The organism is Nemorincola caseinilytica, assembly GCF_039540515.1.
In the GTDB taxonomy this organism is placed as follows: domain Bacteria; phylum Bacteroidota; class Bacteroidia; order Chitinophagales; family Chitinophagaceae; genus Nemorincola; species Nemorincola caseinilytica.
Genome location: NZ_BAABFA010000009.1, coordinates 80,651 through 94,088 on the forward strand (window position 1 = coordinate 80,651; position 13,438 = coordinate 94,088).

Genomic DNA, 13,438 nt, shown 5'->3' on the forward strand with positions numbered 1-13,438 from the left:
GTGGTCCAGATATATGATCCTTTCATTCGTAGTAGCGGTAGCAGATAATAATGCCATAGGCAGGAACAACGCATTGCCCTGGCATATGCCCAACGACCTGAAGTTCTTCAAGCGCACCACCATGGGCAAACCCGTGATAATGGGACGCAAGACCTACGACTCTATGGGCAAGCCACTGCCCGGCAGGCTGAACGTAGTACTATCGGGCCAGAAGGACCTGCAACTGCCCGAGGGGGTACTGCTTTTCCACCACATAAAAGATGCCATTGCCCACCTGGAGACCATGAACGTGGAAGAGGCCTGCATAATAGGCGGTGGCCGCATATTTGAAGAGACCATGCCGGTGGCCGACAAGATGTATATAACCCGCATACACACCACCGTTCCCGATGCCGATGTGTTCTTCCCCGATGTGGACCACACCCACTGGAAGCTGACCTGGAGCGAGCACCACAATGCCGATGAGAAGAACCCCCACGACCACACCTTTGAGCTATACGAGCGCATAGAGCTATGAGCCTGCATGCCATTGCACAACGTCTGCGATACATGATGGTGGCAAAGGGCCGCCATGGTACGCACTCGCCCTTTGTATATGCCTTTGTAGAAAATGTGACGCAGAGCCCGCATACGGCAGCCCTGCCCGGCAGCAAGTACGAACGGTTGCTGATGCGCATTCGCGAACACTATGGCTGCCCGGTGATATTGCTGACGGGTGAGCCCGCTGCATGGGGCAAGCAGGTAACGCAGCATTTACCTGCATTGCAGGCAGGCAGCATGATAGCCGTACCCGGTATACACGATACCGCTGCACATACACATGCATGGGATGCGCTATGCGCAAATGCCGGAGTAAGTATGAGCATAGACCTCTACGGTATGGGCCTGCTGATAAGCAAGCCCGAATTCAAAGAGAAACAGCATTTTGTGGTGAGCTACTGAGCCCGGGGGATGCTCATATTTTATCTTTTCTCTAAGGATGGCGAACGATAATAAATCCTACATTTGAGACCGCTCGAAAATGGCTGTGCTTACTCATATATTGAAAGTAGCCTCACTGGCGCTGTTGTTTACTGCAACGGCCGGTGCAACGCATGCGCAGAGCGCAGATGAGGCACGCAAGCTGGCTGTAGAAAAGAACTACGACAAGGCCCTGCCTATATATGAGGAGCTTTACAAAAAAGCGCCCGATTCGTTCTATGACGAATACCTGGATGTGCTCTTCGAGGCGGGCAAGTTCAAGGTGGCAGAGAAGATAGTGGAGAAAAAGGCGGCACTAGCGCCCAAATGGCCACCCGACCCCAACATGAACATGGACCTGGGGCAGGTATATGAGAAAGCGGGCAAACCCGACAAGGCCAAAGTGCAGTACGACAGTGTGCTGCGCATGATAAACGGGGACGACATCTTTACCAACAATATAGCCAAGGCGTTCTCTGAGATAGGGCATGACGACTATGCCGTACTCACCTATGAGACCGCATTGCAGCGCCTGGGCCACCCGCCCATGTATGGCAGGCAACTGGCCATGCTGTACAACAAGCTGGGTAATGTGGACAGGGCCGTAGATGCGCTGCTGCGCGGCGGGCCAAGTGTTTTCACCACGGCCGATAATGCCAAAGAACTGCTGCTGGAAATGATAGGCGCCGATACCAAAAAGCTGCAACTGGTACAGAAGGCCATCATAAAAAAGCTGAACCAGGAACCTGAGAATACTTACTATGGCGAGATACTGACATGGGTGTACACGCAAAAGGACGACTGGGATGGCGCACTGATACAGATACAGGCCATAGACGAGCGCAACCGCGAGAACGGCAAGCGCATAATGGACCTGGCGCGCACGGCAGTGGCCGCAAATAAATATGAGATAGCCGACAAAGCATTTGACGATATAATAGCCAAGGGCAAAGACCAGCCATATTATATGCTGGCACGCAGCGAAAAGCTGACGGCTGCGCTGGAACGCCTGCAGGATAACAATGAGCGCAAACCCGAGGATGTGGCCGCGCTGGCCGCACTGTACGACAGCTTTATGGTGCAGTACCCCAAGTACTATACACAACTCACGGCATCGGAATATGCCAGGCTGCATGCCGAGTATGGCAATAATGTAAAACGCGCCATAGAGATACTGAAACGCGCCATAGCCGAACCCGACACCCGCCGCAATATGATGGGCATCTTCAAGCTGCAACTGGGCGACTATTACCTGCTGCAGGGGCGCATGTGGGATGCCTCGCTCACATACAGCCAGGTAGATAAGGACTTTAAACAGGATGTGATGGGCGAGGATGCCCGCTTTCGCAATGCGCGGCTGGCCTACTATATGGGCGACTTCGAGCTGGCACAGAAGCAACTGGGCATACTGAAGTCGGGCACTTCCAACCTCATATCGAACGATGCGATAGACCTGTCGGTACTGATAACCGAAAATGTGGAGGACAGCAATACCGTACCGCTGCACAGGTTCGCCTATGCAGGGCTGCTGCTGTTCCAGAACAAGGACAAGGAGGCAGAAGCATTGGTGGACAGTATCTCTACAGCCTTTCCCAAGCATCCGCTGAACGACGACCTGGTGATGATGCGTGCACGCATAGCCGTGAAGCACCACGAGTATACCCGTGCGCTGGAGCACCTGAAAACAGTGGTGGACAAGTATGGCAAGGATGTACTGGGCGATGATGCCGTATACATGACGGCCGAGATATACTACAACTACCTGCACCAGCCGCAGGAGGCCAGGAAGCACTACGAACAACTGATAATAGACTATCCCGGCAGCACATGGGTGCAGACGGCCCGCCAGCGGCTGAACGAGATGAAGGCCCAAGGTATACAGTAATGTGTCCCTGCATCGGCTATACTACACAGCACTAACAACTTTCCCCCCTTTACCCAAAAGAAAAACGACCGGTACCCCGGTCGTCAGATAAAGTAAGTTATTTTATTTGTGTTCCTCCTGTACTTCGTACTATCTACGTTCCCAGCGAGAAGATGAAGGCCGCTATGAAGCCGCCCGGCGAGCCGAACTTGGCTACCGACGAGCCCAGCTTAGAAAGCTGAGTTCCCGATAGTTGTTCATATTTCCTCGATGTCATCGATATCGAATATCCCAGTTGCAGGGTTATACGGTTACGGTTGTGCCCTACATACCAGCTGCGGTAGCCTGCGGCAAAAACATTGCTCTGTGGCAGGTACCTCAGTGTCACCACCTCGTCCGTACCATTCACCGTCTGGAACCTCGCCGAATACTCAGGTATACCTGTGCTGTAGCTATAGCCGCCGCCAAAGGCCCAGCCGGTATGGCATGGTCTCAGGTGGCATTTTATACCACCATAGAATTTTGTACCCCAGGTAGACAGCAGCCCTATACCCCCATGCACCGACACATCGCTTATGAAGTGGTAATCAAGCCCTGCGCCCAGCAGCCCGCCATTGTTGTTGATGCCCGTGCTCAGGTCTACCAGCAGCTTCGGGCAGCGTGCCTGTTTCTTTATGCGATAGTTGGGGTCGGTGACCACATGGTCGTCCTGCGCTTTTGCACAGGCAAAGGCCAGAAGCGCCACCACAAGCAGGACCTGTCTTTTCATAAGGTACGGTTTTCTCACCCAAATATATATAATATTCCGGTCCACCACACAGTTATGTACGCTAATGCCCGTTGGCCGGGCCATTACATATTGCTCAGGTCCAGCAGCATGGCGCGTGCGCGCTCATTGCCGGGGTGCTTCTGCAGCAGGTGCTCTACCCGGGTCCGGGCCTTGTCATACTGGTTATTGGTATAGTGCCACACGGCCAGGTTCAGCAGGTTCTGTTCATGGTCGGGGTCATTGGCATTGGCACGCATCAGGTACTCATATGCCATAGTGCCATTGCCCTGCTGCATGTATATGTAGCCCATATTGGTATTGGCGCTCACATGCCCCGGTGCCTCTTTCAGTACAAAGCCGAATACCTGCTGCGCCTCCTGCAGCCTGTTCAGCGCCAGCAGGCAGGTGCCATATTTGTTGTTGAAGTCCAGCGCATGCGGCCATATCTCTGTGGCGCGCTTGTACCATGGCAGGGCCTTGTCTGCCGCTCCTACCTGAAAGTAGGACTCGCCTATCCTGTATGCCGTCCACGCATCGGCTATAGCCGCCGGCTGCATGGCTGCGGCATACCCGGTCACCTTTGCATGATCCTCCAGCAGGTAGTAGGCGCGTATCAGGTCGCGGTTCTGTTTTTTTCCTGCTTCCTCTGTGGGCTGCATGCCCAGGTACTTCAGTGCCGAGTCCAGCAGCCCGCGCGATGGCGCATACCGCTCGTAGAACTCCATGTAGCCCCTTGCCACCGTTATGGCATCCGGTTTATCATTATTATAGCACTTCATGCCCAGGAAGGCCGTTATCTTCTTTGCCTCCTCTGCCGGTACGGGCCTGCTGCGTATGTAGTGGTCGGTCACGGCCACATGGGGTATGTCTATGCTGCCGTTTCGGGGCATATGGCAGGTCACGCAGTCGTCCTTCTTTGCCATGCGTGCCTGCATGGTCTCCTTACATTCTGCTTTGCCACTGCCGGTATGGCATCCCTGGCAGGCCGCCAGGTATTGCGTCCTCGGGGTGAATTTCACGCTCACATGCGGCTTGTGACAGGTGATGCAGCTCATCTTCCCCGACGAGACATAGCAGTCGCTCTTTTTCATCCTTTCCACATGCGATGCCATTATCATCTTGTCCTGCGCCCCCTCATACTCAGGCATGAACACGTTCATCACCTCCGACAGCCGCATACCCGGCCTGAAGTCGAAGAAGGTCTTGCCATCGTTCAGCACGGCTATGCCCTGCAGGTGGCAGCGCTGGCACACATTGTTCTGCAGCTCTGTGCTCAGCCTGCGGGGGTTCACTATGGTATGGTCGGGCGTTTTCGATGTATCTACCGGCGGGCTGCTCTGCCGCGCCGCTACATGCAGGCTGCCCGGTCCGTGGCAGCGCTCGCAGTCTATGCCGTGCATCACCTGCGTATACTTGTTCTCGCTGCCCGCTACAAAACCCGGCAGCGCATTGTGGCACGTCATGCACTCTAGCTGTATCATGCGGCGAAAGCGGCTGCTGGCGCCCTTCTCAAAGCCCGGCGCCATGTCCCACTTATGCTTTTGTGTGTAGAAGGTGATGGGCGCCTGGTACAGGTAGCCGTTCACATCAAAGATGTGCGAGTTGGTATGCTGCCCCGATCCCACCACATGGTCTACCCGCTGCACCAGCTTGTGTACCGTGTCCCTGCCCTGCAGGCGGTATTCCATTATGTAAAAGGTATCACCCCTCCAGTAGGGCTTGTAGTAATAGTCCAGCGCGGTATCATACACTATGGCATGTGCGGGCGCAAAGTCGGCCGCCGACTTTTCTCGCGTAGCCAGCCCGAACGACTGCCCCATACCCGTCTGCATAAAGGTCTCGTACACGCCCGGGTGGCAGCCCCGGCACACATCCATGCCCACATAGCGGGCAGAGGTATCGTAGACATTCAGCCAGGCCGATGTGGGGTGCTCGTCTTCTGCTGTGCCCTGCCCATTGCTACCCGGCGATGTGCAAAAGAAGGCAGGCAATGTCATAGCGAACAATGCAAGTACCAACAACGCCTTTCTCAACGACCGGGCCGACATAAGTGTTCAAAATTAGAGAATGTAGGGCAATGTGGGGAATACTGAGGGCGTTGTAAACGCCGGGCCGGTGCATCCTCGTTTGGAAACGAGGACGAGTGGGGGAAAGGAATAGGATGTAACATGATGTACATTCGTCTGCATATCATAGTACGTTGCGCTACACATCATGTATATCTTTTGGTCTTCGCAATAACATCCTTCCGAACTTTACTGTGGTGATGGGGCTTCTTTAGCTTGCGTACCGAATCCGTTGCCTCATCATTAGGTATGGTCAGGATTTAAGTATTGTCACGCATCTTTAAAGACAAGAAAAATATTCTTTTACAATGTTTTCTTTTAAAAATATGTTATATTTGTACTCGATAATGACTAAGAAATCTAGCTGGAAAGTTTGGTGGATAATGCGATGGAAAGAATTTCAACACTTCTTTGCATCTGGGTTTCCATATATAGTGTTGATTATTGGATTTGTTTTTCTTGTTCTTGGTAATTTACACTGGATTAAATCAACTAGAATAAATGATTTAGTTATTAAATTAGGAGAATTAGGACTGGGTGCTGGCATTTTCACATTTATGATGAAGTCTTTTCAGTACACTAATGTATTTAAAGAGGAACTTATAAAAGTGATTTCTACAACACAGTACTTAGCAAATCGGAAAGACTTATCGGACTATTGGGCAAAAGTCTCAAGAGTTCTATTTGAAGATAAATTTCCCGATATCAGCCATCGACTTTTAGAAGACATAAGAAAGTTTTATTTGCCAACAAATTCCATAATGTATTATGAAGGGACGGAACACACTATTGAAATACTTTTAGATAATGAGTTAACAGGGGAATGTCGTTTAAAACGGAAATTTAAATTAAAAGCTATTCCGGAACATTCAAATTGTGAACATTTTTACACATTTGGAATATCTATTCCCGCTGCATATATCGGGGCAGCCACTTTCGCAACTAAGGTGTATGTTAATGGACAAATAAAATTGGAAACAGCTCTACGACAAAAAGAAGATTTTGTTGCCAAGGATGGTAACTTTGGAAAGGAATTTTCAGTGGAGCTTTTTGGAGAGCAAGAGTATGATATAAAACGGGAAGAAGAGGTAAGCTATAACATATACAACGATAACATATTATTCTTTCAGAGTAATAAAATTCTTAAAGGGTTAACTGTGAATTTGCATTATCCAAAAGATAAGCTTACTATTGAGTTTAAAAAATGCGGTACTTTAGCCAAATATAATTCTGATGAAAACATTACAGCTAATTCGGCACGGTTTGTGTACGATGGATTAATATACCCAGAACAGGGCTACTATATTAATATACGAAAGAAATGACTCACTTAAAATTGGACTAACATGAAAAACAGCTTAATTGGAGGAAACGGATAGTCGAAACCAATTATTAACTTCGAAAAACTTAGCCCCAATAGGGGCTTTTTTATTTTAACAAGTGCGGATAGAACGCTTGGCACCTTCAATATCCTTCAGCAGTTTTTTCTCTTCAGAACTCATATGACCTGCATTTTGGAACGATCTATGACCTCTCGCAGGTATGGGTTACGGATGGTCTTTTCGGTAACAAGGTCGACAGGCCTTTTCAGCAGTGTTTCAAGGTCGTCGGCAAGGGCAAAATAATTGTCGGAGTATGTAGTATAATGCATACTATCGGGAAACCTGATGATAAGGTCTACATCGCTGTCTGCGGTCATGGTGCCTTTTGCAGCGCTACCGAACAGATAGGCCCTTTCCACCCCATACCTGAGCATGAGTTGTTTTATCGCAGGCAAATGCTGTTCTATTACCTTGTCCATTGCCCTAAAATTAACGAAAAATAGTTTGCCGCCTACTGCATCAACGGCGTAGGCCGTATGTCCACCACCTTTACCTGTAGGCGGGTGGTGCCGTTGTATTCGTTCTCTTCTATGTTGTAGAGCATATCGAAGGGGCCGTTCTTCACATGTGGAAAGCGGTCGCCTATGCCAAAGCCTATGCCCTCTATGATGGGGCCATTGTGCTGGTGGGCCACTATGCGTATGTGTGCATCGCGGATAAGCTGTGATGAACCCTGGTGATCGTAGAGGCCGCGCGTGAGGAACACGGGCTTCATGTTGAAGGGCCCAAAGGGCTCGAACTGGCGAATGAGGTTGTAGAAGGTCTGCTTTACGAGGGTGAGGGGTATCTCGGCATCTATCTCTATCTCGGGCACACGCTGCTCCTGTGTGATGGTGGCGGCAACGGTGGCCTCGAAACGGTCTATGAATTCGTTCACGCGCTCTTCGGGCATGGTCATACCGGCGGCAAAGAAATGGCCGCCATAGTTATCCAGCAGGTCGCGGCATTCATGTATGGCCTCGTAAATGTTGAAGCCCGATACCGAGCGGGCAGAGCCTGTGGCCTTGCCATTGGCGCTGGTGAGCACTATGGTGGGGCGGTAATAATGATCGATAAGGCGGGAAGCTACTATACCTACCACACCCTTGTGCCAGTGCGGGCGATAGAGGACGGTGGAGTGCCGGGCGGCAGCAGTATCATCATCGTTGAGGATGGATAGCGCCTCTTCTGTAATGTTCTTGTCTATCTCCCTGCGGTCATCGTTGTCGGAATGCAGAATGGCCGCAAGTTCTATTATCTTATCGTGGTCGGTCTCGGTGAAGAACTCGACGGCCTTCTTTGCATCGTCCATACGGCCGGCGGCATTGACACGGGGGCCTATGACGAAGACGAGATCGGATATGGTGAGTGCGCGCTGTACCCCGCCCAGCTCTTTGAGCACGGCAATGGCCTGGCAGGGCGACTCGTTGATCTGCTTCATGCCATAGAAGGCCAGTATGCGGTTCTCGCCATCTATGGGCACTATATCGGCAGCTATGCTGGTGGCCACAAGATCGAGGTAGTGATATACCTGTTCCATAGGTCGCCCGAACCTCGTAGCCAGCGCCGATATGAGTTTGAACCCTATACCGCAGCCGCTGAGCTCTTTGTAGGGGTAGGTACAGTCGGCCTGCTTGGGGTTCAGTATAGCGTAGGCCGGTGGCAGGTGAGCATCGGGCAGGTGGTGATCGCAGACAATGACATCTATACCCAGCGACCGGGCATAGTCTATCATCTCGGTAGACTTGATACCACAGTCGAGGGTGATCATGAGGGTGTAGCCATTGCTATGGGCATGGTCTATACCCTGGCGCGATATGCCATAACCCTCGCGGTAGCGGTGAGGTATGTAGTAGGAGACCTCGCCCTTATACAACTCTTTGAGGAAACTGTACACCACCGATACTGCAGTAGTGCCATCCACATCGTAGTCGCCATATACCATTATGCGCTCGTGCCAGTCTATGGCCTCGGCTATGCGGTCTACGGCTTTTTTCATGCCCTTCATCAGGAAGGGATCGTGCAGGTGGGAGAGCTCGGGGCGGAAGAAGAGACGGGCGCTTTCGAAATCGGTGATGCCACGCACGGCGAGCAGCCGGCATATGGCCGGTTGTACCTGCAGCTCGTTGTAGAGCCTGCTCACCACTTGCTCATCAGCAGGCTTTATCGTCCACCTCTTCTCTGTACCCATTATCCGAAATCCAGTTGCTGCACCGCCTTGTGATAGTCGGCCACCCAATGACCGATCCTGTCGCAGAAACTATCGTGTGCTATGTTGTCAAAAAAGTCTCCCTCGGCCATTACCTGCTCCAGCAGGCGGTCTTGCGCCTGTATGCACTGTATGGCAGTGCTGTAGGGTATATGGCTGAACGATACCATTTCGTAAACGGATATGAATTGGTGTGGGTAGCGTGTACCCAGCTCTTTCTCTATCTTCTTGCGCTGCAGGAAGCGGGGGTCGGCCACTTTGTCGCGCATCTCTACAAAGTTGGTGAGGGCGAGGGATGCCACGGCATCGCCATTGGGCTTGCGCAGGCGCTCGTATGCGGGCAGTATAGTGGCCCAGTCATCGCCATGCCTGTCCATAAGGCCCGACAGAACTGTACAATCCTCGAAACCCGCATTCATACCCTGGCCGTAGAACGGTACTATGGCGTGGGCAGCATCGCCTATGAGGGCGCTGCGGTCCTTGTAATGCCATGGGAATATATGCGTAGTAATGAGGGAAGATGTAGGATTGGCAAAGAAATCGTGGATGAGGGTGGGCATGAGAGCCTTGGCATCGGCGAACTGCTCGTCAAAGAGCTTGTGTACATCGGCCTCGGTCTGCAGCTTGCTGAAAGATACTTCCCCCTCGAACGGCATGAACATGGTACAGGTAAAGGTGCCATCGGTATTGGGCAGGGCTATCATCATGTACTTGCCACGCGGCCATATGTGCAGGGCGTTCTTTTCCATGAGCCATTCGCCATTGGCGCCGGGCAGTATGGCCAGTTCTTTATAGCCGTACTCCAGGTAGTGCTGCGAGCTGTTCACCCTATCCATATGGGTGTAGCTGGCACGAAGGGCCGAGAATGCACCATCGGCGCCAAAGAGCAGATCGGTGGTGACAACATGCTCCTCGCCATTGTGCGCGAGGCGCAGGGCATTGTTGGGCACATCTACCTGGGTGCAGCGGTGCTCAAAATGTATGTTCACGCCATTCTCCTCGGCAAGGGTCATGAGCTTTTTATTGAGCTCGCCCCGGCTCACGGAGTATATGGCCTCGTTGTTCTTGCTGTATGGCTGAAATGCCGTCTGGCCATCGGGCTGGTGCAGGTACCGGCCATACATGGGTATGGCTATGGGCTCCATCTCGGCACGGAGGCCGGCAAGGTCCAGGGCCTTCCAGCCGCGTGCGCTCATGGCCAGGTTTATGGACTTGCCCGCGCTCATATGGGCGGCCCGCATATCGGGGCGGCGCTCATACAGGGTTACGTCATGGCCCCTTTTGCGGAGTATGATAGCCAGTAGCGAGCCTACCAGGCCTGCGCCGAGTATAGTTACATTGCGAGACATAAATAAAGCGAAGTGTGTAAAAATAGCCTGTTATGGCCAAAAAGTAAGTGAGTTTGGTCAGGTATGTGAGTAAATAGGTGGCCGTAGCGTGTAAAATGAGGCGGAAGTGACAAAGCTCAGAACGAGATAAGGGAGGGACGGCTATCTACTTCCAGCACAGAGGACTGGTGGAAACGTTCGCAGTATGCTTTTCTTATATGATCGATACGATCGGTAGCGGCAGCATCTTTTTTGCATATGATGGTGACCACCCTTGACCGCTCACGGGTGATAGCGCCATCTTTTTCGCGCCACTGGCCATATGCATTAGTAATGGTAAGCCCATCGGGAAAGGCGGGAGTGATGTACTCATTGACAAAGGCACTCCATTTGCGCCCCGGTATTTTTTTACCATGATCGCTGAGGCCAAAGAAAAGCTCTACCCGCGTATAGGTGGTGTCCTGCGCGGCCAGGCCTGTGTAAAAGCATATGGCAACGAGCAGCAAAAAATATCTCATGGCAGCGAATTATTTGACATAGATGTATGTGCAGTAGCGCATAGGCCGAAAGTATCGACATTTTCTTATTTTTGCATATAAATGCTGCCGAATGATACCAGAAAGAAAATTGAAAATATCGTTTCAGGAATTATCCTTAATGGGTGCGAAGGTCATTGCGCAGCAATCAGAAACGAACTATGCAGCCGCTTTGCAACAAGTAGAGTGGTTAAAACAGGTTTCGAAAGTAACATCCTCGTTAAAAAAGAACAGGCAGACCTTATAGAAGCCTATTGTACCGAACACCGGTGCTGGTTTGAGAATGTTCCCAATGCCAACAGATACCTGACGCGCGGCGGCGAGGCCAGGGTCTACCTTTCGGATGACAACAGGCATGTTATAAAGCTAAATGACGCAGTATATTATGCAACATGGCTCGAGTTTCTGAATAGCATACTTCTACACAACCTCATTTTTACAAATACACAGTATCGCCTGTTGGGTTTCATAAAAGAGGAAGGCATTCTATATGCGGCCTTGGAGCAAATATATATTGCTGCCACTGCACAGGCAGACATAAATGATATCAGAAGTTTCCTGGAGTTCAATGGATTCGGTCATGTACGCAGGAACGACTATGCAAATGACGATCTTGGGCTAATACTTGAAGACATGCATGATGAAAATGTGTTAGTGAACTCGGACATGCTATTCTTTATAGACTCGGTTTTTTATACAGTTGCTCCTTTGCGGCCAGCCCAATGACCCTTGCACCGGGATATGTGTATGCGGGATATGTGTATGAAAATTATCACCGAAATTATTTGCACTAATGCGCTGATCAGTGGATGGCCTACTGACTACCGCATCATTTGATATATGTATAGGTACAGTATATCATAGGATTGAGGAAGTAGCCGCCTTTGCGCTGTGCGGCGGGGTCATCATAATACTCCCATTGGTCGCTGAAGGGGGCGCGGCTGTAGGTGCAGGAGGGTTTGCCATAGTCGGCGGTGATGCCTACTACCTGCCCATTGAAGCCCACTACTTCGGCATGCTGCTCTGAGGCCAGTGCGCTCATGGTATTGCCGAAGCCGGATACCCACTCTACCGATACAAAAAGGCCTTTGCCTACGGGTATGTACTTGCTGCGCAGGTCTACCCGTACCCATGAATTGCCTTTGCGGGCATGGACCACAACATTGCTATCGGTGACCTCGCGGCCGGGCAGGGAGTCGTATTCGTATACATGTACCCTGAAGTAGCTGGTGGGAGCGCCCTCACCGGTGATGTATACATATACATCCCGCAGGGTGGCATCGTACTGGCCGGTATCGGCGGTGAGGAGTATGGCGGTCTCGGCACCGTACTTACGGAAGAGGTCGCCGTCCTTCGATAATTTTCGTTTGCTTCTGCCCAGGATACCGTTGCGCACCTTGCCCTCGCGGGGCTTTACCTGCACGGCCCGCAGGGTGGTGGCCTTGGGGCGAAGCTGTATGGTGAGGGAGTCTGCCGGGAGGGTGGCGGTATGCAGTACCTGCTCTTCGTAGCCCATACAGAAAACGGCAAGGGTGCGGATGATGGCGGTATCGCCACTGAACGCGAAATAGCCATTGGCATCGGTATATACGCCCTCATGCCGCTCGCGGGCCTCTATGACGGCAAAGGGAATGCCGTTGTGCTTATCGTCCACCACGCGGCCACGGAAGGCGCGCGTTTGCGCGGCGCATGTGCACGCGATAACAATGGAAAGCAGTAACAGCAGAGACCTCATGACGGGTCAAAAATAGGCCCAATAAGCTGCCCGCCCAAGGTGCGGGTGGTTTTTTAACGTAAGTGGGGGGAACAAGCGGTTTTGTGGGGGGGTCGTAAACAATCGGCGTTCGTTTTCGTATTTTTGTAAAAAGAGAATTATGGGGGCCATCGTCATAAACAGTGAGAATGCCAGGAATTTAAAACTGCTTGCTGCCCTCGCCGAGCAATTGGGGGAGCGAGTAAGCCGACTATCGCCATCGCAGATAGAGGATATGCAACTGGGCAAACTGATGAAAAAAGAAAAAACGGGGAAGACAGTTGACAGAAAAGAGATATTCAAACATCTTGAACGCTAATGAAAGTAATTTTCGACCAGAGCTTTCATAAGCGACTTATAAAAATAGATGACAAGACACTGCTGGAAAAGATAAAGAAGGTAATTCTCAACGTAGAAAGTGCCGAAGGTATTCAGCAAATACACAGCATAAAAAAGATGGAAGGGTTCAAGACGTACTACCGAATACGGGTAGGGGACTTCCGCATAGGTCTTGAAATAAAGAAGGACACGGTACTTTTCATCACTATTGCCAACAGGAAAGAGATATACAAGATATTTCCCTGACCTGGCA

14 protein-coding genes are annotated in these 13,438 nt (G+C 51.3%); 7 read left to right on the forward strand and 7 right to left on the reverse strand.

Features of this window, described 5'->3' with window-relative positions:
* Positions 1 to 13: 13 nt before the first annotated feature.
* The 3 genes from ABD843_RS06905 to ABD843_RS06915 all read left to right on the forward strand — a co-directional run bounded on the left by ABD843_RS06905 (position 14) and on the right by ABD843_RS06915 (position 2,845).
* Entirely contained in the window at positions 14 to 517 is a 504-nt protein-coding gene (locus tag ABD843_RS06905; RefSeq protein ID WP_345080550.1) for a dihydrofolate reductase, read from the forward strand.
* A gap of 32 nt (positions 518 to 549) precedes the next feature.
* Positions 550 to 942: a hypothetical protein gene (locus ABD843_RS06910; RefSeq protein ID WP_345080553.1), complete on the forward strand. Its 393-nt coding sequence runs from the start codon at positions 550 to 552 to the stop codon at positions 940 to 942.
* Between the two features lie 79 nt (positions 943 to 1,021).
* On the forward strand, positions 1,022 to 2,845 hold the full coding sequence (locus ABD843_RS06915) for a tetratricopeptide repeat protein (RefSeq protein WP_345080556.1): 1,824 nt from the start codon (positions 1,022 to 1,024) through the stop codon (positions 2,843 to 2,845).
* Positions 2,846 to 2,978: 133 nt separating this feature from the next.
* Here ABD843_RS06915 and ABD843_RS06920 read toward each other — a convergent pair whose 3' ends face one another.
* Entirely contained in the window at positions 2,979 to 3,593 is a 615-nt protein-coding gene (locus tag ABD843_RS06920; protein WP_345080559.1) for a hypothetical protein, read from the reverse strand.
* 83 nt (positions 3,594 to 3,676) lie between these two features.
* Entirely contained in the window at positions 3,677 to 5,590 is a 1,914-nt protein-coding gene (locus ABD843_RS06925; RefSeq protein ID WP_345080562.1) for a tetratricopeptide repeat protein, read from the reverse strand.
* Between the two features lie 416 nt (positions 5,591 to 6,006).
* Here ABD843_RS06925 and ABD843_RS06930 point away from each other — a divergent pair, with 416 nt between their 5' ends.
* The gene (locus tag ABD843_RS06930) at positions 6,007 to 6,984 is read left to right on the forward strand and encodes a hypothetical protein (protein WP_345080565.1); all 978 of its coding nucleotides are present in this window, start codon (positions 6,007 to 6,009) and stop codon (positions 6,982 to 6,984) included.
* A 173-nt stretch (positions 6,985 to 7,157) separates the two neighbouring features.
* On the opposite strand, the gene ABD843_RS06935 is transcribed toward ABD843_RS06930, so the two are convergent.
* The 4 genes from ABD843_RS06935 to ABD843_RS06950 form a co-directional block, all read right to left on the reverse strand.
* Entirely contained in the window at positions 7,158 to 7,460 is a 303-nt protein-coding gene (locus ABD843_RS06935; protein WP_345080568.1) for a nucleotidyltransferase family protein, read from the reverse strand.
* 32 nt (positions 7,461 to 7,492) lie between these two features.
* Positions 7,493 to 9,211 (reverse strand): single-stranded-DNA-specific exonuclease RecJ, encoded by a 1,719-nt coding sequence (gene recJ / locus ABD843_RS06940; protein WP_345080571.1) that lies wholly within the window; start codon positions 9,209 to 9,211, stop codon positions 7,493 to 7,495.
* On the reverse strand, positions 9,211 to 10,578 hold the full coding sequence (locus ABD843_RS06945; RefSeq protein WP_345080574.1) for an FAD-dependent oxidoreductase: 1,368 nt from the start codon (positions 10,576 to 10,578) through the stop codon (positions 9,211 to 9,213). Before ABD843_RS06945 ends, recJ begins: the two co-directional genes overlap by 1 nt.
* 116 nt (positions 10,579 to 10,694) lie before the next feature.
* Positions 10,695 to 11,075 carry a DUF3574 domain-containing protein gene (locus ABD843_RS06950; protein ID WP_345080577.1) on the reverse strand — a complete coding sequence of 127 codons (381 nt, stop codon included), beginning with the start codon at positions 11,073 to 11,075 and terminating at the stop codon, positions 10,695 to 10,697.
* An 81-nt stretch (positions 11,076 to 11,156) separates the two neighbouring features.
* Between ABD843_RS06950 and ABD843_RS06955 the strand changes: the two genes are divergently transcribed.
* A complete protein-coding gene (locus ABD843_RS06955) occupies positions 11,157 to 11,819 on the forward strand; it encodes a putative polyvalent protein kinase domain-containing protein (RefSeq protein WP_345080580.1) in 663 nt (220 codons plus the stop codon).
* Between the two features lie 103 nt (positions 11,820 to 11,922).
* Here the strand turns inward: ABD843_RS06955 and ABD843_RS06960 are convergent, their stop codons facing one another.
* Positions 11,923 to 12,828 (reverse strand): carboxypeptidase-like regulatory domain-containing protein, encoded by a 906-nt coding sequence (locus tag ABD843_RS06960; protein ID WP_345080584.1) that lies wholly within the window; start codon positions 12,826 to 12,828, stop codon positions 11,923 to 11,925.
* Between the two features lie 139 nt (positions 12,829 to 12,967).
* Here ABD843_RS06960 and ABD843_RS06965 point away from each other — a divergent pair, with 139 nt between their 5' ends.
* Complete coding sequence (locus ABD843_RS06965) at positions 12,968 to 13,165, forward strand: hypothetical protein (protein WP_345080587.1); 198 nt, start codon at positions 12,968 to 12,970, stop codon at positions 13,163 to 13,165.
* Complete coding sequence (locus tag ABD843_RS06970) at positions 13,165 to 13,431, forward strand: type II toxin-antitoxin system RelE family toxin (protein WP_345080590.1); 267 nt, start codon at positions 13,165 to 13,167, stop codon at positions 13,429 to 13,431. The genes ABD843_RS06965 and ABD843_RS06970 overlap by 1 nt, the downstream gene beginning before the upstream one ends.
* The last annotated feature ends 7 nt before the right edge of the window (positions 13,432 to 13,438 follow it).